The following is a 22,118-nucleotide window of genomic DNA, read 5'->3' as shown; positions in this document are numbered from 1 at the left end:
GGAAGGACGCAGTCTTTCGGGGCTCAGGCTTCCTCGTGCAAGGGCAGCACCTGGCCCGCCATTGCACCTCCATCCACCAGGAATTCGCTGCCAGTGGAGAAACTTGCTTCGCTGAACAGGAAGCCGACCATGCGAGCGACTTCGTCGGCTTCGCCAAATCGGGAAATGGGCTGAGCGGCAACCACATCGTCTCCCATCCCTTCGGTCATGGGCGTCCGGATTGGCCCCGGGTGGAGCGACACGACCCTGATCTTGTCTGCAGCAAGATCGAGAGCTGCGGCTTTCGTAAGGCCTCGGATACCCCACTTACTGGCCACATAGGCGGCCAGTCCACCATAGCCCTGCATTCCCGCAGTCGACGACGTGTTGACTATCACACCGCCTCCGGCGCGCTTCAAAGCCGGTGCGACAGCGCGGATTCCAAGGAATATTCCGGTCAGATTGATATCGATTACGCGGCGGAATTCATCCGGTTCGCAATCCGCCACCGTATCGAGTGAAAGAACGCCCGCGTTGTTGAACAGCGCGTTGACCTGGCCAAATGCGTCTTGCGCTTCGGCAACCGCTGCCTCCCAGTCATGTTCACTGGTCACATCGAGCCGTCTGTACTGCACATGCTGGCCAAGTTCCTCCGCGAGTGCCGCCCCCTCTTCGTCAAGAACGTCGGTCACCATGACCCTCGCCCCGGCAGCGGCTAGCAGACGAGCGGTGGAACCGCCGATACCCCGCGCGCCGCCGGTGATGATTACGCGCAATTCATTCTTTGGGATGGCAGTCATTGCAAGTCTCTCCGGCTCGGTGGATTGGACTTCACTACGCCCCGGAGAATGCCGAAAGGATACGTAAAGCTCCGGATTATGGAGCCGCGTACCCATGGAACGGTCTGCAAGTACTCATCCCCGGTAGCCCGATTGGTTCTAGGTCCCGGTCAAGCTGCGCAGCAAATATCCGGTGAAGTAAGCCAGGACTGCGGCGGCCCCGCCAATGACAAGGGTTCGCACCCCGGAACTAAAGCTGGGGGTGCCCAGAACTCTTCCCTTCCCCATTCCGAAGAGGAAGAAAGTGAGAACTCCGAGCAGCGAGCTGGCGAGAAACATCGATTTGAATTCGCCCACGCCGAGCAGGAATGGGATCAGGGGAACCAGACCGCAGATCGAGAAGGCGACATAGGTCGTGAACGCAGCTTTCATCGGACGGGCCGTCTCTTCCGTCAGGCGAAGCTCTTCGGCCATCATCGTGTCGACCCATACCCGTCGATCTGCCGTGATGACTTCGACAACCTTCTCCAGATCGCTTCCCGCCAAACCCTTGCGGGCAAATATTTCCTTTATCTCGCCCCGTTCACCCTCAGGGTAGAGGCTTATGTGCCTCTCCTCGTTTCGGCGGCCTTGCCTGACTTCGTCCTGGCGCGCCCGGGTGCCGAGGTAATTGCTGACAGACATACTGAAGCCGTCTGCGATGAGATTGGCTAAACCGAGAATGATCACGGTCGAGGAAGGCAATTGCCCCCCTGCACTCCCTGCGACAACGGCAAAAGTCGTGATCACGCCATCGACACCGCCAAGCATGAAGTCGCCAAGCGGACTGAGGCCGCGTGGATTGGCCAAACGGCTGCGTATTCGAGCGGGGGAATGGTCCTTGATATGGTCTTCAAGCTCGCGCGACATGAAAGCTACTCGCGCACGATCAGAACCGAGCATTTCGCATGACGCGCGACCCGGGCTGCATTTGCGCCCAACAGCCAGTCTTTCATTTCGGGCCGATGCGACGACAGGGCGATAAGATCGGCCCCCACGTCACCTGCGATCGCCAGGATACCGCCCGCTATATTGCCACACCCGACTTCTCTGCCAAAGCTTTCCACGCCGAGTTCTCGGGAAAGCGAATGGAGCCTCGTCGTCGTTTTATCCATCAGCGCCCCTAGCGAAACGCTTGTCCAAGGCGCTTCGACTACCGCAAGCTTGTCCGGCACGATTGTGCAAAGCGTTACGCCCGCGTCGAATGATTGCGCCAGCGCCTGTGCGACAGGCACGGCCTTGGCCCATGAGCTGGGCTCATCCAGGTCGACTGGCACCAATATGTGTGAAAACATTGCTGATCTCCGCTCCAATTTCCCGCGGATGGTTCAGCACTTGTCCCGGTCCAGCTATACGTAAGTTTCCGCCGGCACCGCGGCTGATCTCAAGCGACGAATTGAAACACCGAGATGGGCTTGCCGAATGCTTGTTGCGTGGCATCCAGCCGCCTCGACCGATAAACGCTCAGCAGAAGGTGCATTCGCCCAGAGGCGCCCCACAAACGGAGCCCATCTAACAGGGCTATTTCGGGGACAGCACGCTGAGTATCTGGTCGCGCAGCTCGTTTCCGGCAGTCGGCTTGAAAACAAGCGAAATGCCCCTGCTGCGCAGCGATGCAGCATCAAGCGCAGTGTCACCCGATATCAGGATCGCGGGAATTTCCTTGCCCAGGCGCTTTCGCGTTTCGGTGATAATATCCAGGCCGTTCTTCTTGTCGCCGAGGTGATAGTCAGTAACGATCACATCGGGTTCCTTCGGTGCCATTGAATCAAGAGCGTTCGCTACGTCCTTGGGCGATGAAGCGATGTGGATTTCGAGGCCCTTGTGCAGGGACAGCCGGAAGCGCGTGGAATTTAGCACAGCGGGATCATCATCCACCAAGAGGATGATGCCTTCCCCGTCAGGTTTGCTTTGAACTTCCGCTTTATCCGTCCGGGGCGGTGCAAGCAAAACTTCGCTCAGCGGAAGTTTGAAGGAGAACGTAGTGCCTTTTCCAACCTTGGATTTCACCTCGATCTCGAAGCCCAGCGTGGCAGCGATACGCTGGGAAATCGCAAGGCCAAGGCCCAACCCGGCATTGGCCTGCTGCGGATCGCGGCCGATCTGATAAAATTCGTCGAATATCTTGCCCAGTTGGTCCTTCGGTATCCCAACACCTGTATCCCGTACCTCTATGCCGAGATCAGAACCGACCAGCGAAGTGGCGACCGTTACGCTGCCCTCTTTCGTGAAATTGATCGCATTGCTGATCAGGTTCATCAGGATTTGACGGAGCAAGTCAGGGTCGGACCGGACGATTCGGTCATGGACCTCGACAATCAGTTCCAGACCTTTGGTCTTCGCATGCGGCTCGCAGCTCGCACACACTTCTTCGACTGCTTTGAGCAGGTCGACATCACCAATCTTCGGCTTCACTGCGTCAGCATCCAGCTTGGAGATATCAAGCAGGGAATTGAGCAGATTTCGCATATTCTCGAGAGAGGCACCTTGTTTGCCGATCAGATCGAGAAGCTCGGGATCGTCTGCTTTCAGCTCAAGTGCTTCGGTCAGCATGGCAAGCGATTGCAGCGGCTGGCGCAGATCGTGGCTCGCCGTGGCGAGAAATCTCGATTTCGCCGCGAGAGCAGATTCGGCCCTCTCCTGCGCTTCCTCAACAGCATGCATGGCACGCAGATGGTCGCGAATATCCCGGATCGAGGCGCAAATCATTTCGCCGCTTTCCAGCGACACCGGGCTCAGGCTGATTTCGATCGGCACTTCCTCGCCGTTCTTCAGCAATGCACGCAGTTCCAGGCCCGTACCCATCGGACGGACCTTGGCGTCTTTCATATATTCCTTGCGATGAGCCTGATGCCGCTTGCGAAGCGATTGAGGCAGCAATTGCTCCACATTCATGCCGACAAATTCGGCCCGATCATATCCGAAGAAGTGAAGCGCCTCTGAATTGGCTAGGAAGATTTCTCCAGCGCCATCCACCATGATCAGTGGATCAGGAGCGTTCTCGACCAGCATACGAAACCGGGTTTCACTTTCCCGCAGTTGCTGTTCGCCCAACAGGCGCTGGCTAATATCGACAAACGTCACCACCACGCCGCCGGACCGTTGTTTATCGGCCCTGTAGGGGGCTATTCGCATCAGGTAGATCGCGCCATCTTCTGCGCGGACTTCGCGTTCAATCGGCGTGAAGCTCTGGAAAACCTTGTCGACATCCTCCAGAAATTTGTCGTCATCGAATTTCTGCCTGATATCGCCGATAGGCCGGCCCAGATCAGAATCGATCAGATTGAACAGACGCTTTGCCGCTGGGGTAAAGCGGGCAATTGTGTGATGCGCATTGAGCAGCAGCGTCGCAATCCCAGTGCTCGAAACAAAATTGGCCAGGTCGTCACTCAGCTCGGCAAGCTGCTCTACCTTGTCCTTCAGCTGGTTGTTTACCGTCGAGAGCTCTTCATTCATCGCCTGGAGCTCTTCCTTGGAAGTTTCCAGCTCCTCATTGGCGGATTGAAGCTCTTCGTTGACGGACATCATCTCTTCATTGGATGCCTGAAGTTCCTCGTTCGTTGATTCCAGCTCCTCCAGGTTTATCTGGAGGTCTTCCTGTGCATCACGAAGCTTGTGTTCCAGCTCGCCGATTGTCGATTGTTCACTCGCAGGTTCGGTCGCCTCTGGGAGCTGGGCGGTGTCCGGTGGAGTTATGTCTTCAAAGGTTACGATCAGCAGCTTTTCAGTTTGGTCAGTGGCAGCGAGCGGCCGGATCGATATTTTTGTGTCCTGGCGCGGTGGCCCGCGCTTGATGGAAACTTCATTGATCGTCACCACTTCGTGCGATTCCGCCGCCTTTTTGATGCCGCTGCGCAGGCCTTTGCGAAGTTCGGGATGGGCCAGGGTGAGCAAGTCCTGCGTCGGCAATCCCGATGGCTGCTCGAGATAGCGCGCGGTCGGGCCCATGAAATAAAGCACCTGGTGCCTGGCATTGGTCAGGACTGCCGCAGGAGCGTAGCTGCGCAGCAATTGCTGCTGCATCAGTTCGCGCAAGCGAACGGTTTCTTTGGTCCGATGAGGGGGCAGCGGGCCAGTCACGGGGGCGCGTGCGAGTACGCCGGTGACGGGAAAACTCGCCACGTGGTTCGTGGTATTCTCAAGTCGGCGATAGAGGCGCGAATTCTTGTCGATCGTTTCGAACATGCCGTGAAGCTGGCCCATGCTTTCTGATCGTCCGAGGAACAGATAGCCGCCTTTGCGCAATGCGAAGTGAAAATAACCGAGTATCCGATCCTGCAGTTTAGCAGTCAGATAGATCAACAGATTTCGGCAACTGATCAGGTCGAGCCGCGAAAATGGCGGGTCGGAAATGACATTCTGCATTGCGAAGGTAACTGTTTCGCGCAGTTCCTTGCTAATCTGGTAATCCTTGCCGTGCTGGATGAAAAATCGCTGCAGTCTGTCCGGTGGGATATCGGCGACCAGGCTGGCTGAATAGATACCCTGCCGTCCCGCGGCGAGCGCGGCCTCGTCCAGGTCAGTAGCGAAAATCTGGATTGGACAGCTTTTCTTGGTCCGTTCGAGCTCTTCAATCAGCAACATTGCGATCGAATACGCTTCCTCGCCGGTTGCGCAGCCGGGGACCCAGACCCGGATCTCCTCATCAGATGCCTTGTCCCGGACAAGATTTACGATCGCGCTATCGCGCAGCGTGTCAAAAGCCTCCGGATCGCGAAAGAAAGAGGTCACGCTGATCAGCAGGTCTTTATAGAGTTTCTTTGCCTCGTCCGGCTGCTCGCGCAGATAGGTGAGATAGTCGGAAACCTTGGCGATATTGTGCAGGCCCATACGCCGCGCAATCCGGCGTCCCAATGTGCCTGTCTTGTAGCCGCGTAAATCATTCCCGAGCTGTGCCTGCAGGACCGCAATGACGGAATTGATCCCGCTCTCATCTCCGATAAGATCTGCTGCGTCCTCCGCGTCCTCAGAAATCCGAACATAATCATGGCTGAGATAATCGCGGATTTTCGGTAGCATGTCCGGAACCGGGCAAACCACATCTACCTGCCCGGTTGCGATTGCAGCGCGCGGCATCCCATCGAATTGGGCCGTTTCCGGAGATTGGGCGAGAACTATGCCCCCCGCTGCCTTCAGCTCGCGCAATCCTAGGCTTCCGTCGCTGCCGGTGCCTGAAAGGATAATGCCGACTGCACGGTGATGTTGCTGCGCAGCCAGCGAACAGAAGAAACGGTCGATCGGCAACCGCAAACCATGATGAGGCACTGCCTCGCCCAACTCGAACGACTGGTCGTTCAGTGCGGCATAGTAATTCGGCGGGATCACATAAACATGATCAGGCTCCACCCGCATACCATGCTCGATCTGCCTCACTGGCATATCGGTGTGGCGTGACAGGATTTCGGCAATCATGCTGGAATGTTTGGGGTCGAGATGCTGGATGACGACAAATGCCGCACCCAGATCGGGAACCGCCGTTTCGAAGAAAGCTTCGAGTGCAGCAAGCCCGCCAGCGGAAGCGCCAATGCCGATAATTGGGAAACTGCTTGTCATGGCAAAGAACTTTGCACCCCTTGGTGATTTTCGGCAATCCCCTGCTATCCCTCGGCCCACCCGATATGCTCGGCTCTGTCAGCCTGAATGCGGCTTTTGCAGGTCACACCAAGCTGGCGCCACCATTCCATTCGCGCAGAAGAGTTAGGCCCTGTAAACCCAGCTAGCTGACGGTGGCGACATCACCTCATTCTTGGCTCTAAAAGCGGGTATGCAGGTCTTCTTGCATATCGACGTCGAAGAGCATGACTGGATCATCAGGCTGGAGGATCGAAGCATTCTCAGGGATCGCTACGCGAGCGCCCTCATCTCCGGTCAGCCTGCGCAGAGCGGCGAAATTTTCTCGACCAAAGCCTGCGGGACAACCAGCCTTACCGTCCTGCTGGCGCGTAAAAACCGCGCCCGTGCCGTGCGCAAGCGCGCGCAAGTGATCCGAGGTTACCAGCGGCATGTCGGCCAAGGCGATGACCACGCGTTCATGGGCATCTGCTGCAGCCACCCCCGCGGCAATAGAAGTCCCCATGCCCTTAGCCGCGTCCGGATTGATAACTTTCCTCCACCTATCTGAAGCCGCAATCGAAGTGTGCTCTCCGGTCACGAGGTAGAGGTTCTGGAAGCCCGAATTTTCCGCCGCCTCGGCAGCCCATTCCCACAAGGGTTTCCCCCTGAATGGAGTGACCAGCTTTTCGCCGCCAAACCGCTCGCTGCGCCCGGCGGCGAGCAGTATTAAAGCGATTGCAGGATCAAACCTGGTCACGAAGTCGTTCGTAATGCGCTACGACTTCAGCGAGCGCGGACAAGGCCAGCGCAGCTGGCGTCTTGCAGGTCGGTATGAGCCCGACGGGACTGCGTACCCGCGCGATTTGCTCTTCGGGAAGGCCCTGCCTGGCAAGCTCGAGAGCGCGCGATATACGGGCATTCTCTCCGCCCTGCGCTCCTACGAAGAAAACCTCACTGGCAAGCACTTGGGCGATGAGTGGCATTTCCCACTCGTGATCGTGGAACAGGAACAGTGCCGCCGTCCACCGGTCGAGCGGACAATCTGCTGCCTGCTGGCCAAGCGACAACCGCGATTTGTCGTAAATCTCGACATCGATCCCCATTGCCTGCGCAAGGTCACCAAGAAAGCCGAGTTCAGGCCCTTCACCAAAAGCCGCAATGCGGAGGGCAGGTAGGTAAACACGCTCTGTCAGAATTGACCTGTGAGGCAATGCGAGGCGGGCAGGCTTGCGGTCCGCCAGCTCCCCGATAACCCGGCGGCAGGCCACGCGGTCGGGAGCGGGGTCGAGCAGGATGTCGAGCCCGCCACCGCATGGGAGCCGGAAATCGATTGTACTGGCTCCCGCGCCGTAACGGATGACTTCGGCTTCTGTCAGATTGCGGATATCCGACGCCAGTTGCGCCTCGAGGCAGCCGTCAGCCAAGCTGCCAACAGTTGACCCGTCAGCCAATACTGCCAACTGCGCGCCGATACGCCGCGAAAAGCTGCCTTCGATACCGACGATTGTGCATAGCCCGACACCGACCTCGCAGGCCGCTGCCAGCGCCTCGTGATCCTCGGTGTGGGCCGTTATATCGGCTACCCGCTGGAGCATCAGTCCGGCATCGCTTGAAGCACCCGATCAGGCGTCATGGGATAATCGAAGATGCGCGCACCGCAGGCATTGTAAATGGCATTGGCAATCGCCGCCGCCCCGCCGCACATGCCGAGTTCGCCGATACCCTTGGCCTGAATGGGGCTGGCCGCCGGATCGCGCTCCTCGACCAGGACCACTTCCAGATCGGGCACGTCACGATGCACGGGCACATGGTATTCGGCGAGATCGCTATTGACCAGATGCCCGTCGCGAGGGTCGAACTCCAGCGCCTCTGTGAGTGCGACGCCGATGCTCCACGTTATACCGCCCAGGCACTGCGAACGCGCAGTTTTGTGGTTCAGAACCCTGCCAAAACCAAACGCGCCGAGCATACGGTCGACGCGCGTTTCCCCGGTGAAGCGATTGACGCGCACCTGCGCGAAAAATGCCCCGAAGCCCGATGCCGTGTAATCATCTTCGATGTCGCCGGGCTCGTAATGCCCTTCGTGCGCGATGTTCTCGCCGCCGAGCAGGTCGACAAGTGTGTCACCCGACGAGGTCTTGCCATCAGACAATTCCAGAGCGGTTTCCTCCACCCCGATCCGAGTGGCAATATCTTCGCGGATGGCCTTGCAGGCGACATAGACCGCTGAACCGATTGAAGCTGCACCCCAGCTTCCTCCCGATCCGGGCCCGCGAGGATGGCTGGTATCGCCCAGTTCCACCAGTACCTTGTCCGTTGCGAGGCCGAGCATTTCACCGGCAAGCTGAGCAAGGATGGTGTAGGTGCCGGTGCCGATATCGGTCATGTCGGTTTCGACGAGCGCGCTTCCGTCAGCATTCAGCGTAACCCGCGCCCGCGCTTCGGAAACATTATGGACGCGAGCAGCGCTGGCCATGCCGGTGCCGACCCACCATTCGCCATCCTGAGACTGTCGGGGCTTGCGCGGACCACTGTCCCAGCCAAACGCCTCGGCGCCCTGCTTCAGGCATTCTGCCAGCTTGTGCGAGGAGAATGGCAGGCCCTCCTCGGGATCTTTCTCAGGGATATTCTTCAGGCGTAATTCGACGGGGTCGATGCCCACTTTTTCCGCCAGCACATCCATGGCACCTTCCAGCGCGGGCATGCCGACAGCTTCACCGGGTGCGCGCACCGAGCCTGCGGTCATGCGGTGTATGCGCGCCACTTCGAGCATCAGTTCGCGGTTTTCGCCTGCGTAGAGAAAGTGCGAGGATTGCAGGACCGGCTCGGCGAAGGTTTCGCCCGGCAGATTGGACACCAGCGCATGGTGACCAAATCCGGTGATCGCCCCGTTTTCATCGGCAGCAAGCCGCAGGCGCTGCGTCGTCTCGGAGCGGCGCATGATGCATTGGAAGACCTGCTGGCGCGTCAGGACGACCCTGACCGGCCTATTGAGTTCTTTCGCCGCAATCGCCGCCGCGACCACTTCTTCGCTGATGCCTAGCTTAGAGCCGAACCCGCCGCCCACGAAGCGCGAGATCAGGCGGATACTGTCTTCTTCCATATCCAGCGCATCGGCCAATTCGCTGATGTTGTAATTCAGCATCTGCAGCGATGCGTGGACAGTCAGCTTGTCGCCATCCCATTGCGCGATTGCAGCATGAGGCTCCATCGCAGCCGATGCGTGGCCCTTGGTCGTGTAAATCACATCGACCGAATGAGCCGCCTCGGCCATGGCCCGGGCAAGATCGCCCTGCCGGACCGTTTCGTCTTCCTGCTCTTCGCCCTGGACTGCCTGCGGGTCGATCGGTGCGCCCTCGTCCTCACGATATTCGACGGCAAGATGCTTTGCCGCATCGCGTGCCTGTTCGAAGGTTTCCGCCACGACCAGCGCGATTGGCTGGCCCCAATAGCAGACAGTTTTCGGGCCTTGCTTGGGCGCTTCGTCGGCCGTGCCTTGTGCCGCGCGGGTGGTGAGCTTGGGATCGTCGACCAGTGCAAGCACTCCGGGCATGGCGAGCACCGCGTCCCGGTCCATTCCCGTGACTTCACCGCGTGTGATCGTCGATGTCACCAGCACGCCTTCGGCGCAGCCCTCGATCGGATATTCGGCAGCATAGGGCGCGGTGCCAGTCACCTTCGCTAGGCCTTCGACGCGCGAGATGCCCTTGCCGAGCACGCCTTGCTTCATGCCATCGAGCCGATTGCTCTTGTCCGGCTCGTCCTGTTTGAAATGGACGGTCATGCTGCGTCCTCCGCTGCCTGTTCAAGCACCGCGTGTAACGTGCGCCGCGCGAGAGGGATCTTGAAATCGTTTTCGCCGTAGCCAATCGCGTTTTCGAGCAGGATGTCAGCCGCGCGGTCAAATGTTTCGGCCGTCGGCGGTTGGCCGATGATGGCTTCACCAATGCGCGGGTCGTGCCAGGGCTTGTGCGCCAGGCCTCCGAAAGCGAGATCCGCGCGCGAGAACAGGCCTTCGTCAAACTCGATGATTGCGGCGATCGATACCAAGGCGAACGCATAAGAGGATCGCTCGCGCACCTTGCGGTAAATCTGGGTGCCGCCCACAGGAGGCGGAAGAGTGACTGCGGTGATGATCTCGCCGTCTTCAAGGACGTTCTCTCGCCACGGCGTTTCGCCGGGCAGGCAATGGAAATCGCGCACCGGCACTGTCCGCTCGCCGCCAGCCGCTTTCGCAATGTGAACCTTCGCGTCCAGTGCGCTTAGCGCCACCGCCATGTCGCCGGGATAGGTCGCGATACACTGATCGCTGGTTCCGAGAACCGCATGCAGTTTCGCGATCCCATCGATCGCCCCGCACCCGCTGCCCGGCTCGCGTTTGTTGCAGGGCTGGTCGATGTTGGTGAAGTAAAAACACCGCGTTCGCTGGCACAGGTTGCCGCCGGTCGTCGCCTTGTTGCGCAGTTGCTGAGTGGCTCCTGCAAGGATTGCGCGGGCGAGCAAGGGATAATCCGAGCTGACCCGCGGGTGCACGGCTGCTGCGGTATTGGTCGCGAGCGCGCCGATCAGAAGCCCGCCATCGGGCGTATCCTCAATTTCGCCGAAACCGATGCGATTGATATCAGCAAGTTGCCCCGGGGTTTCGACCTGCAGCTTCATCAGGTCGAGCAAATTGGTGCCGCCGGCAATCACGATCGAGCCTTCATCTGCGGTGATCTTGCCCGCGTCTTCGATCGTGCGCGCTTTGGTATATTCAAAAGGCCTCATGCGCTTTTCTCCGCCACGTCGCGGATGGCGGCTACGATATTTGCGTAAGCCCCGCAGCGGCACAAATTGCCGCTCATGCGCTCGCGAATTTCTTCGCCAGTAATGGTCATTTGGCCGTCGAGGCTCTCGCTGGCATCGCTCGGCCAGTTATTGGCAATTTCCTGAAGCATGGCGGTGGCCGAACAGATCTGGCCGGGTGTGCAATATCCGCATTGGAAGCCATCATGCTCGAGAAAAGCTTTCTGCAGTTCGGACGGTTTATCGGGCGTTCCCAAACCCTCGATCGTGGTGACTTCATCGCCATCATGCATTGCCGCAAGCGTCAGGCAGCTGTTGATCCTGATGCCGTTGACGATGACGGTGCAGGCGCCGCACTGGCCATGGTCGCACCCCTTCTTGGTGCCGGTCAGACCAAGGTCATGCCGGAGGAAATCAAGCAAGGATGTGCGGGGATCTTCGGGCAGCGGTTGCTGGGTGCCGTTAACGGAAATGGTGTTGGACAAGAACGCCTCCTCTGCATCCTGAACCAACAGAACGCGGAAGGTGTCCGAAAATGGAAAATAATCGCAGCCGAGGCCGGCTTTAACTCAGCTCACGCGGTCAGGTTCGAGGCGTATCTGGACCGCGCCTCTCTGAATGTGACCAGCGTGCGTCGTTCCTCATCCCACAGGGCCAGCACGGTCGCTCGGAAGGTCTGGAGAGCGGTGAAGCGATTGAGATTGCGGATCTCCGGGAATGCATTGAGAACCTCGGTAAGCCGGTAAAATGGGATCCGGCTCGCCAGATGGTGCACATTGTGCACCCCGATGTTCCCGGTAAACCAGCGCAAGGGTTGCGGAAGGTCCAGGTGGGAACTTCCGAACAAAGCCGCTTCGTGGAAGGACCAGTTGGAAGCCTTGTCCCAGTGCGCTTCTTCAAACTGGTGCTGGATATAGAACAGCCAGACACCGGCGGAGGCAGCGATCAACAGCGGCGGCAACACGGCCCACAAGGTCGTGGCAATCCCGAAAAAATAGACCAGGACGGCCAGCACCGAGGCTGTGACCAGATTGGTGACCATCGCGCTTACCCAGTATTTCGGGCCTTGCTTCATCAGGCCAATCGGCAATCGGTGTCGTAAGAGAAAAAGATAGGCAGGACCGATACCGAACAGGACAACCGGGTGGCGATACAGCCGATAGAAGAAGCGCGTGACGAAACCGCGCGAGTGAAACTCTCCCACGGTCCAGGTGTCTATGTCGCCAAATCCCCGTGCATCCAGATTTCCCGTAGTTGCATGGTGCAAGGCGTGTGAGCGCTTCCAGCAATCATAGGGAGTGAAAGTCAGCGCACCCAGCCCCCTTCCGATCCAGTCATTGGCAGACCGAGAGCGAAGGAATGAGCCGTGACCGCAATCGTGCTGGATGATAAACAGCCTGAGCAACAGCAGCCCTGCAACCGGTGCCATGGCCAGCGCAAGGAAATAGCCGGCATCGATCGCAAACAACAAACCAAGGATCACGCAGAAAAATGGCACCAGCGTATTGCTGAGTTCCCACAGGCTGCGGCCAGTGCGCGGGGCCGCGAATGCCTTCAGATCGGCCGTCAGTTTACGCGCATCCAGCGAAGCCGAATATGCACGGGACGACCATCCCTGATCAGGCGAATGTCTGTTTTTCAAAATTCCGAACTCTCGATTTCAAATAATTTACGTCAGCGAAGCCGATGCTGCGTTGGCTTAAGGAGCCAATACAGAACTTCGTGGCAGGAGAAAGGGTGGGTGAACGTTTCACCACTAAGAAGGCAGGGATTAATCTTCCATGTAGGGAACCGCCCGCCGTCTACCATAAATCGGATGCGCGCAGGCAGCGTAGGGGAACCCAATCCCGCGCCGTACGCTTCGGCAAGATGAGCAGAAACAATCTTATGTGGCTCGTCATCAACAGCACCAGTGGAAGTTACGATGAAGCGGCCATAGCGGATCTTCGCGAAATACTGGCGCAGGGCGAGTTCGCTCCCGCGAAAGTGATTGATTGCCAGCAAGACCAATTGCCGGGCCGGAAAGAATTGGAAGCGGCAAAGGTCACGCAATTGGCGGTCTTCGCTGGAGACGGGACCTTGTCTGCATATCTTGGCCAGCTTGAACGTGAAGGTTGGCAAGGTGAGGCCTTGCCCCTGCCCGGCGGCACGCAGAATCTACTCTGCCGAGCCGTTTTCGGGGAGCGCGATGCCCCAACCATCGCGGAAATGTTGGCAAAGGGAAGGCTGCAGAAAACTCAACGAAGCTGCCTGCGGTGCGGCGAGCACACTGCTATCGCCGAAGTCCTGGTCGGGCCCGGCGCGCGGTGGGCACTGGCGCGTGAGGATCTGCGCGACCGCGAGATCGGCAAGCTCCTGAACAAGACGCTGGAAATCACCGAAGAAGCCGCGACTGGCCCCCTCGTGCGGCTTGTCGAACCATCAAGTGGCCGCGAAGAAGGATATCCAGGCTTGCATTTTTCCGTCCTGGACGGGGCGCTCGCCGCCCGGGGGTACCATATGGACACTGTGACCGAGTGGATAAAACAAGGGTTCGCAATCACCGCAGGCGATTTCCGTGAAGGCCCGTATGACGACTTGGGGAATATGAGCCATGCCCGTTGTCAGCCAACAAGTGGCGAGACGATTGATGTGATGATCGATGGCGAGCACGATACCGTGACGGGAGAGTTGAGCATCAGCTTGGACCAGTTTGCGCTCGCAATTCTGGGGTTGCCGGAGGAACTCCAGCAAAAATCGTAATTAACCCTGCTCAGGCGCGCTCACAAACATCCGAGAACTGTACGGCGCCAATCCCGTAATTTTCGTCACCGCTACGCCCGAAGCGTACATAGCTTACAATCCGCCAGAGAAAGGTTCCGCAAGCCGATGGACCGGCACGGGTCATCGGGTCTTCATTTCGCAGCATGGCCCTTAGCGATTGAGGTCCTACGGTTCGGCGGTCTCAAGCGGCATCGTGAAGGCAAAACGGGTCACGTTCTCGTCAGACGTCACTTCCAAGTTTCCCCCATGCGCCTTGGCAATTTCGGACGCAATGTGCAGCCCCAGCCCCAACCCGGATTGATTAGGGCGAATTTCCTCACGGAAGAACGGCTGGAATAGCTTGCGCCGTGCCGCTTCGTCGATCGGCTGACCGCCATTGGCGACCGATATCGTCAACTCGCCGTCTACCGCGGTGACGCGCACCGCAATGGGTTGATCCTTCGCTCCGTGGGTCACCGCGTTACCGAGCAGGTTCGACAGTAGCTGGCCAAGCCGCACCCCGTCGCAATCGACCGGTTCTTGGACTTCGAAATGGGTCTCGATGTCATGATCAGGATTGACCGAGACGATTTCGGCAACAACCTGCTCGAACACCGGGCCAAGCGGCGCGCTGGCATCGCGGCTTAGGGTCATCCCTCCACCTAGCCGCCCCCGCGCAAAATCAAGAACGTTATCGACCAGTTCCGACGCACGCAGAATGCTGCCCTGCATAAGCGACATGACCTGCAGTTCCTTTTCGTTCGACGTCTCGCGCCGCGCGAGCAGGCGGATACCGCTGCTGATCGAGGCGAGCGGACTGCGCAGATCATGCCCAAGTACGGCGATGAATTGTTCGCGAAGCCGGGAAGTTTCCTTTTCGGCGGCGATCGCGCGGTCCGCTTGCTAAGATGGGCGGTCCCCATTTTCTAGTAACGGTCAGGTACCGCCCCCGCCCTGCGCGTGCTCAACGTTCACGTTGGCGGGACAGCGCCGCCGTCTTGCAGCCACTGGGCATAGTCGGCTGGCAGTTGGTTCATCGCATTTTCGTAGAGCATCAGGTCGTCCTCATCGAAGACGTCGACCCAGCGGCCATTCGTACCCTTGTGGATGAATGTATCGGCACCGCCTTCAAACGCGAACGCGATGTTTTCGCCAACCACCTTGGATGGATCTTTCTTTACCTCCGCAAAGGTACAGCGCTTCACAACGTCGGGCCAAAGTGCTTCTGGAATCTCAATCTCCAGATATTCGGCAATGTCGCGCATTTGCCCATCCAGGTCAGCGATGAGATCGTTGAAATGGACGAGTTTGATATTGGGCAAATGCCTGAATTTCCAGAAGGTTAGTGCATAGCTGAGGTGTGACCAATAAGGGTAACCGCCAACTTCCCATTCGAACCAGCTCCGCGTCATCCAATCCCGCCAGATTTGCTTAACGTCGCCCCCAAATCTCGGAAACTCGTCTCCCACCCGGCCGGGGATGCCGTTCGCCATGAGATAAAATTCATCGGTGTGGCTGCCCCAGTGATTGAGTAGCGACATGAACACATCCCGCGGGTCGCGGCTCACACAGAGATATTTCGCCTGTGAATAATACGGCAAGCCATCGAGCGGAGTGTGGGTCTTGATATAACGGCGGTGCTCCTGCGCCTCCAATTGGCCGAGCACCATCTCAAGCGGTATCGGCCGGAAGTCCAGCCATGGCGAAATGAATGACGCCGGACCGGGCAGATCGCCGGCCGGGAATAACAAATTGCCTACGATGGTCTGCATCAGCGTGGTGCCAGCCTTGTAAGACGTGGCGATCACGATGTCGTCTTCGCGCGGCGCGAACCAATTCCACCGCGTCGAATCCAGATGATGGTTCTGATAGATGCGCGTTTGCGTCGGTAGTGCGGGCATAGGTCGTCCTCGTCAGTCCACGCTACCCTGCCAAAGATTGCTAAACTATCCGATGCCATCTCTCAATAAGAGGCAGCCAGGAAATTGATTTCGCCCCAACACAGCGGTGTGGTGTTCGCGTCCGAATCTTAGACTGGCGATGAAACCTCGTCGGTTCGCTTCTGCTTGCCGAAAGAGCAGCCACGCCTGCTGAGAAATTTTTTTCAACATAGAACCACCGCAGGGAGCCCCTATCGGTGAGCACGCTTTGAAGCATCGTATGGTGATACGGCCTTCAAGCTGCGCTGTTGCGTTAGTGACTGGCGGAGAGGGTGGGATTCGAACCCACGGTACTGTTGCCAGTACACCGCATTTCGAGTGCGGCGCATTCGACCTCTCTGCCACCTCTCCGCATGTCGGGTGCGCTTGCGGGTCGATGACCCTGGTCGAAGCGAGCGCGCCCGTTAGCCCACAGCAGACGTATTGCCAAGCCCTTTCGCACGCGAAATCGGGGGACTTTCCAGCGCTGCGCCTTGTGCTGCCCCGGTTCCTTCCCATATCCTTCGGTGACATGGACAGGGCATCGTTTTTCTCCGCGCAGGCCGGCCGCACTCTTGAGGCGCCCCGCCGCATCCGTACACGCTTTGCAATCGGAGACGTGGTCAAACACCGGGCCTTCGATTTTCGCGGCGTTATTTTTGATGTCGACCCAGTCTTCGCCAATAGCGAAGAATGGTACGCTTCGATCCCGGAAGAGATTCGGCCGGATCGCAACCAGCCCTTTTACCACCTCCTAGCCGAAAGCGACGAAAGCGATTACGTCGCTTACGTCAGCCAGCAGAACCTTATCGGTGATGCACTGTCGGGGCCCGTCTCACATCCAGACGTACACCAATATTTCGAGCAGTTTGAGCATGGACGCTACCGAATGCGCCGGAAGCTTACTCACTGACCATTGGGTCGCCATCTCCTGTATAATTTGAGGTGAAAGCCCGATTGCCGTGCGTCCGGCTTTCCCGGCCCGGTGTTTGGGATGACACGTAGCTTGCACAGCCCCGACAAGCCCGCTAGAGGCGCGCCCTTGCCTTAGCCGGCATGCGGAGCAGTGGCCGAGTGGTCGAAGGCGCACGCCTGGAAAGTGTGTATACGGTAACCCCGTATCGAGGGTTCGAATCCCTCCTGCTCCGCCACCTACCCTCATCTTCTGGCCGCGTGATCGCACAGTCTGATCCTTGCGATACTGCAAAGGCAGCAATTTGCGCCGCGCAGCGCTGGAATCGAGCCGGGAGGCCAATCGTAAAAAGCTGTAAAATCGGGGCGTTTTCAGCCTTCTAAGGATGGCGCTGCGGACATCATTCCTATAGTTATTTGCAACACACATTGCATCCTGTGCCCTTTGGGTCGCGCCGAGAGGGACGAACAAGCAGGATCGGACGTGCGCTTGGGGTGGGCGAGGCAGACTGGGGGCAAACGGCCAAAACCGTAACTCCTGCCTCGTCCTTCCAATCACGGAATACGCGATCGGCCCGGACCGGCGCGTCTTTCAATAGCCAACCCAAGATAAGATGGGGGACTAATGAGGATCGCTCTGGCCGACGACGAGAAAGATATTCTCGATCAGATTTCCCATATCGTGAAAGCCGCCGGTCATAACGTGGACTGTTTCACGAATGGTCTGGACGTGCTCAACGCCCTCCAGCGCGAAACCTTCGACGTCGTTCTCCTGGACTGGAACATGCCGGGCAAGACCGGTGTGGAGGTGCTCAAGTGGGCACGAGAAAATCTCGAGGCGCCCCCGCCCTTCATCCTGATCACCAGCCGCCAGGACAAGGGTGACGTCGTCATCGGACTTGAAACAGGCGCGGTGGATTACATCGTGAAGCCCGAATCCGACGAAGTCATCCGCGCGCGGATCGAGGCTGCCGGACGACGACTGGCAGGGCCTGAAACAAAGCGCCATGAGGAGTTTGGACCGTACCGGATCGACCGTCTCGAGAAAAACTTCAGCCGCGATGGCGAGAAGGTACAATTGACCGCGAAGGAATTTGCGCTCGCCGACCTGCTGTTCCAGAACTTGGATCGACCTTTGTCGCGCGGCTATCTGTTTTCGCGCGTATGGGGCGGCCAGTCGGAACTGGAAACCCGGACAATCGACATGCACGTTTCGCGGCTGCGCTCGAAGCTCAAGCTCACCCCGGAAAACGGCTTCGCTATCCGCACGGTATTCGGCTTCGGGTATCGCATGGATCAGTATAGTACGGTAGATCGCCAGATCCTCGATCCGGAAGGGTAGCATGCGTGATTAAGAAAAGAAGGCCGGGTGTGCTGCTCGGCGCTGCAGCCATGGCTCTATCAGCATGCGCAGTAGACCGCGCCCCGACGTTGAGCCACGCACAGCCTTATGACGGCGCGTTTGGCCAAGTCGAGCTGATCAGCGAAAAAGACGAAACGGCATTGCGGCAAGAGTTTTCATCAGCCTTGAACCGTGCCCTATTCGATCACTCTGTAGAAGTTGAAAGCGGTAGCAGCCTCGTCGCTGATTTTGCGGTGTCGGCCACCAGTATTGAAACCGGTCTTGATCCTGTATCGCGCGAGAGCGAAGCTACAAAGCCCAAGGCACCGGAAAATCGCCGCCCGCGCTGGTACAATCGGTGCGCACCCGACAGGGTAAGGGGAAGCCTCGCGATTTTCGACCGCGCATCAAATACGTTGGTCGCAAAGTCGGAAGGTCACTTCATCGCCTGCCCCGGCGACCGCGATCAGCTGAACGGACTGGCGAACCTGCTGGTAAAAAGCGTTATGAACCAGGGCGCACTAGCCAAGCGGGAATAATGCCGGTCAGGAGTAGGGCAGGACGAATTCGATGCGCGTGCCTGACGCTGCATCTGATCGAACTGCGATGCTGCCGCCGTGCTTGTCCACCACCTGCTTTACAAATGCGAGGCCAAGACCCGAACTGGGACCGCCTTCATCGGATTTGGCACCGAAGCGCGCGTAGGGATCATTCTGGCGCTCTGCGGGAAGGCCCGGCCCCTGATCAGCTACCGAGAATGCAAACTGCCCTTCCCGCGAGGTGTCCAGCGCGATCTCGACTTTGGCACCCTCGGGTGAAAACTTGATCGCATTGCTCAGCAGGTTGTCCAGCGCGCGGCCGATTGCAGAAGGGTCGACATCGGCAAAGACGGGCTCTTCGTTTTCTTGCGTCACGATCTGGATATTCTTGCGATGCGCGAGCGCGAATGCCCGGTCCGATGCTTCGTGGAGGATGGAATTCAGCTCAGCCTCTTGTTTCGTGACGCCCTCGGTCTCGAGGCGCGCAATCTGGACGAAATCGTCGGTCAATTTGAGTGTGCGCCGGGCCTGATCCTCGATCCGGCCAAGCCTTGCCGCAGGGTCGAGCGAACTGCCGGCGATGCCAGAGAGCCCGATAATCGCCACCTGCGGTGACCGCATATCGTGCGACAGGAATTCCAGGGTCTCGCGCCGTTGGCGCTCGTCGTCCTTGATCCTGGTGATATCGCGCAGGACCAGAACTTCGCTTCCGATAGAAGGATCAATCGGGGCCTTGGCCAGGAGGAAACTGCTGCCATCGGCGCACGAGAGTTCGTGCGAAATTTCATCGTATTCGGCGCCAATGTCGACAACCAGGCCGAGAAAATCTCGGCGCAGTTCCTCATCTGCAAAATCGAACAGAACCTCTGCGCGGGAATTCGCCATGACGATCTGCCCATCTCCGCCGGTGACCAGCATGGCATCGGGCGAAGCATCGAGAACGTCCTGTACCAATTGCAAATTGCGGCTCACTTCGCTGGTCAGGTTCTTGAGCAGCGAGACCTGACGCGCGACCACGTCGAAACCTTCGCCCGCCGGGCGCCGGGACGTGGCCCCGTCAACGCTGAGAGCGCGCGCTTCGGTTTCGAGGAAGCGGCTGACCGATGCCAGACGACGCCAACCCCAGAGGGGATAGGCAATCACAATGGCCAGAAGCGCAGGCCCGGTAGCGAACCAGACACACCCAATGCGCAGCATCATGAATGAAATTACGACCAGCGCGGCCATCAGGCCTATTGAAGCGATCAAGGCCGCGCGTGGGCGAAGCTTCCAGAACGCGATGAAAAGCAGCACCAGCGCACTGAACTGGATCGCGAGCGCCCAGAAGGCCGGCAGTTTGCGGATCAGTTTGTGGTCGTAAATCGCGCTGAGCAAATTTGCCTGGTTCTCGACCCCGCTCATCAGCCGGCCAGCATAGTCGGGGACTGAATAACGATCGCCAAGGCCCTGCGCCGTTGCACCGATCAACACGATCTTGTCGCGGAAAAACTCCCCTGGCACCTCGCCCGCAACAACGTCCGATGCGGAAGCCGAGGGGAAACTACCCGCACGGTTATAGGGAATAATTGCCGGGGCATTGGTCGGTAAAGGAAAGCTCGTTCCAGCCTCGCCGCCGATCTCGACGACAGAAGCCGCAAAGTGCGGGAATTTAGTGCCAGAGATATCGCGGGACAGATCGAACCGCCGGATCACGCCATCCGCATCCGGCTCAACAGCGACATGGCCCACACCTTGAGCGGCTTGCAGCAAGGGGTCGATCGGCATCACCGCGGTCACCGATGAGCTCGTACCGATTAGCGGACCGAAGGTATGCGGCAAGACAACATTGCCTGCTGATCGAATCGATTGCGCAAGCGCCTGATCATGGTTCGGATCGGCAGGATCGAGAAAGAGGATATCGGCTGCGATAACCCTCGGGCCTGCACGCGAGAGTTGGTCGATCAGTTCAGCGTGGGCATCGCGCTGCCACGGCCAATTGCCGATTCTGGCAAGACTTCGGTCGTCAATCTCGACAATGACGATGTCGGGATTTGGCTCTGCCGCCTTCCCCCATGACGCCATATCGAGCAGCCAAAGGTCGAGGCGTTCAACAAGGCCGCGCTGCTGGGCGGCGAATACCAGCGCCGCCGCAGCCAGCAAAAGCAGTGCCCATTCGGCGACAAGGCGAAGCTTGGTCATTTTCAGATCACTAGAAGGCCGTGCTTACTCGGTGACCTTGAATTCCTGCACCGGGCCCCAGACCTTGATAACCTCGCCCTCGTCGATCTGGAAAGTGGCGACGCGCCAGCGATAGTCTGCCGGTTCGACATTGCTGACATAAAAGCCTTGGAACTCGACCCCGATTTCGTCGACCAGCAGCGTATCCGGCTTTTTCGCATCCCACAGCTGAAAACCGGCGTAGGATTTCCCCTCACCTTCGGGCAGCCAGATGAACTTGTATGCGTCATCAAACGGCGATGCCTCGACACTTACAGCGGCGCCCAAGCGCTTGCGGCGAAACGAATAGACTTCTGTGAGACCTTCCAGCTCGCTCTCGGCGATAGCGCGTGACCGGACAAACAGACGGCCATCCGCAATGTCATCGAATGCAACGACTTCGTCCGACGAAATCTGCTCTGCGATAACTTCGACAAAACCGGCATCACGCGCCAGTTGCGTGCGATACCCTTCCGCTTTGCCAAGCTCCTCGACAGTGAACGTGACATCTTCGCCGGTTTGAATACTGCCGGCATCGACCAAGGCGGGGGCAGGCAAGAGCGGTTCCGCCGCGCCGATGGCCAATGCATTCGCCGCGACGCCCGATCCGGCTGCTGCCGCGACGCTTTCTTCGCCGACCACAACCTCGACATTTCCCTCGACAACTTCGGTCAGAGAACGTTCTGCGGCCTCCTTGTAGGCGACGCGGAATTTCGTCCCGCGAACGGCGGTCACAGCCTGAGGTGTGCCGACACGAAACCGCTCTTGGTCTTTAAGCTTGGGAGCAACGATTTCGCTCCTGCCCTTGAGGACGCGAATGTCGAAATCGATGGCATCGTTGATCAGGTAGCGGCGCGCTCCGTCGACCCTCACACGCGAATTGGACGGAAGCGAAAGCCGGGAATTCCCCGTTCCGCCAAGGGAGATGAAGCCTCTTGCTCCGGTTTCGACAATGGCCCCTTCCGCGACCTGAACGCCGAGCCTGGGCTCCAGCTTTGATCCGGAATGGGAAATCGTGACTGGTCCAGAAAATGTCAGAACTCGAAGCGGCTGCGGCTCGTACCGCAGCAGGCGGCGCGGCAGGCTGAGAACACCGCCGACAGGCAGACGGCGCGCGTTGCGAATGCGGTTGATGCGCATGACGTCTGCAATTGCGCCCTCATTGACGAAAAAGCTTTTCGACAGATCGTATAGCGTATCGCCCTGCTTGATACGGTATTCAACCGCTTGATCACTCTGCGCTGCGGCAGGAACCTGCCCGCCGAACAGCGCCGCTGTGGCAAGGATGATCCAAGCGGAAAGCTTCATCGTAGGTATTCCAATCGTATGCAGA

18 protein-coding genes and 2 tRNA genes are annotated in these 22,118 nt (G+C 58.6%); 5 read left to right on the top strand and 15 right to left on the bottom strand.

Annotation, left to right across the window (positions count from 1 at the left end):
* Positions 1–23 precede the first annotated feature (23 nt).
* From K3166_RS01545 to K3166_RS01500, 10 genes are all read right to left on the bottom strand, one after another.
* Positions 24–779, bottom strand: coding sequence for an SDR family oxidoreductase (locus K3166_RS01545; RefSeq protein WP_221422962.1), 756 nt, complete (start codon positions 777–779; stop codon positions 24–26).
* 138 nt (positions 780–917) lie between these two features.
* Positions 918–1,667 (bottom strand): VIT1/CCC1 transporter family protein, encoded by a 750-nt coding sequence (locus tag K3166_RS01540; RefSeq protein ID WP_221422961.1) that lies wholly within the window; start codon positions 1,665–1,667, stop codon positions 918–920.
* Positions 1,668–1,672: 5 nt separating this feature from the next.
* Entirely contained in the window at positions 1,673–2,092 is a 420-nt protein-coding gene (locus K3166_RS01535; RefSeq protein WP_221422960.1) for a universal stress protein, read from the bottom strand.
* A gap of 226 nt (positions 2,093–2,318) precedes the next feature.
* Complete coding sequence (locus K3166_RS01530; protein WP_221422959.1) at positions 2,319–6,350, bottom strand: chemotaxis protein CheB; 4,032 nt, start codon at positions 6,348–6,350, stop codon at positions 2,319–2,321.
* A 199-nt stretch (positions 6,351–6,549) separates the two neighbouring features.
* Positions 6,550–7,107: a nucleotidyltransferase family protein gene (locus K3166_RS01525; RefSeq protein WP_221422958.1), complete on the bottom strand. Its 558-nt coding sequence runs from the start codon at positions 7,105–7,107 to the stop codon at positions 6,550–6,552.
* Positions 7,094–7,945, bottom strand: a complete 852-nt coding sequence (locus K3166_RS01520; RefSeq protein WP_221422957.1) for an XdhC family protein — start codon at positions 7,943–7,945, stop codon at positions 7,094–7,096. The genes K3166_RS01525 and K3166_RS01520 overlap by 14 nt, the downstream gene beginning before the upstream one ends.
* A complete protein-coding gene (locus tag K3166_RS01515) occupies positions 7,945–10,134 on the bottom strand; it encodes a xanthine dehydrogenase family protein molybdopterin-binding subunit (protein WP_221422956.1) in 2,190 nt (729 codons plus the stop codon). Before K3166_RS01515 ends, K3166_RS01520 begins: the two co-directional genes overlap by 1 nt.
* Positions 10,131–11,117 (bottom strand): FAD binding domain-containing protein, encoded by a 987-nt coding sequence (locus K3166_RS01510; RefSeq protein WP_221422955.1) that lies wholly within the window; start codon positions 11,115–11,117, stop codon positions 10,131–10,133. Before K3166_RS01510 ends, K3166_RS01515 begins: the two co-directional genes overlap by 4 nt.
* Positions 11,114–11,620, bottom strand: coding sequence for a 2Fe-2S iron-sulfur cluster-binding protein (locus tag K3166_RS01505; RefSeq protein WP_221422954.1), 507 nt, complete (start codon positions 11,618–11,620; stop codon positions 11,114–11,116). The genes K3166_RS01510 and K3166_RS01505 overlap by 4 nt, the downstream gene beginning before the upstream one ends.
* 89 nt (positions 11,621–11,709) lie before the next feature.
* Entirely contained in the window at positions 11,710–12,777 is a 1,068-nt protein-coding gene (locus tag K3166_RS01500; protein WP_221422953.1) for a fatty acid desaturase, read from the bottom strand.
* 95 nt (positions 12,778–12,872) lie between these two features.
* Between K3166_RS01500 and K3166_RS01495 the strand changes: the two genes are divergently transcribed.
* Positions 12,873–13,877, top strand: coding sequence for a diacylglycerol kinase family protein (locus K3166_RS01495; RefSeq protein ID WP_221422952.1), 1,005 nt, complete (start codon positions 12,873–12,875; stop codon positions 13,875–13,877).
* 186 nt (positions 13,878–14,063) lie between these two features.
* Here the strand turns inward: K3166_RS01495 and K3166_RS01490 are convergent, their stop codons facing one another.
* From K3166_RS01490 to K3166_RS01480, 3 genes are all read right to left on the bottom strand, one after another.
* Positions 14,064–14,723, bottom strand: a complete 660-nt coding sequence (locus K3166_RS01490; protein WP_282098810.1) for a sensor histidine kinase — start codon at positions 14,721–14,723, stop codon at positions 14,064–14,066.
* A gap of 125 nt (positions 14,724–14,848) precedes the next feature.
* On the bottom strand, positions 14,849–15,778 hold the full coding sequence (locus K3166_RS01485) for a sulfotransferase domain-containing protein (protein WP_221422950.1): 930 nt from the start codon (positions 15,776–15,778) through the stop codon (positions 14,849–14,851).
* A gap of 300 nt (positions 15,779–16,078) precedes the next feature.
* Positions 16,079–16,168: transfer RNA gene (locus K3166_RS01480), tRNA-Ser, on the bottom strand.
* A 160-nt stretch (positions 16,169–16,328) separates the two neighbouring features.
* Between K3166_RS01480 and hspQ the strand changes: the two genes are divergently transcribed.
* From hspQ to K3166_RS01460, 4 genes are all read left to right on the top strand, one after another.
* Positions 16,329–16,709, top strand: a complete 381-nt coding sequence (gene hspQ, locus K3166_RS01475; protein ID WP_221422949.1) for a heat shock protein HspQ — start codon at positions 16,329–16,331, stop codon at positions 16,707–16,709.
* Between the two features lie 147 nt (positions 16,710–16,856).
* Positions 16,857–16,947: transfer RNA gene (locus tag K3166_RS01470), tRNA-Ser, on the top strand.
* A gap of 386 nt (positions 16,948–17,333) precedes the next feature.
* A complete protein-coding gene (locus K3166_RS01465; protein ID WP_221422948.1) occupies positions 17,334–18,050 on the top strand; it encodes a response regulator transcription factor in 717 nt (238 codons plus the stop codon).
* 5 nt (positions 18,051–18,055) lie between these two features.
* Complete coding sequence (locus tag K3166_RS01460; RefSeq protein ID WP_221422947.1) at positions 18,056–18,589, top strand: hypothetical protein; 534 nt, start codon at positions 18,056–18,058, stop codon at positions 18,587–18,589.
* 6 nt (positions 18,590–18,595) lie between these two features.
* On the opposite strand, the gene K3166_RS01455 is transcribed toward K3166_RS01460, so the two are convergent.
* The gene (locus K3166_RS01455) at positions 18,596–20,767 is read right to left on the bottom strand and encodes a CHASE2 domain-containing protein (RefSeq protein ID WP_221422946.1); all 2,172 of its coding nucleotides are present in this window, start codon (positions 20,765–20,767) and stop codon (positions 18,596–18,598) included.
* Between the two features lie 24 nt (positions 20,768–20,791).
* Positions 20,792–22,093 carry a FecR family protein gene (locus K3166_RS01450; protein ID WP_221422945.1) on the bottom strand — a complete coding sequence of 434 codons (1,302 nt, stop codon included), beginning with the start codon at positions 22,091–22,093 and terminating at the stop codon, positions 20,792–20,794.
* Positions 22,094–22,118 lie beyond the last annotated feature (25 nt).

The sequence above is a fragment of the Qipengyuania psychrotolerans genome (genome assembly GCF_019711355.1).
GTDB classification, from domain to species: Bacteria; Pseudomonadota; Alphaproteobacteria; order Sphingomonadales; family Sphingomonadaceae; genus Qipengyuania; species Qipengyuania psychrotolerans.
The sequence above is the reverse complement of the archived record's forward strand: the minus strand, read 5'-3'. Positions and strand labels throughout refer to the sequence as shown.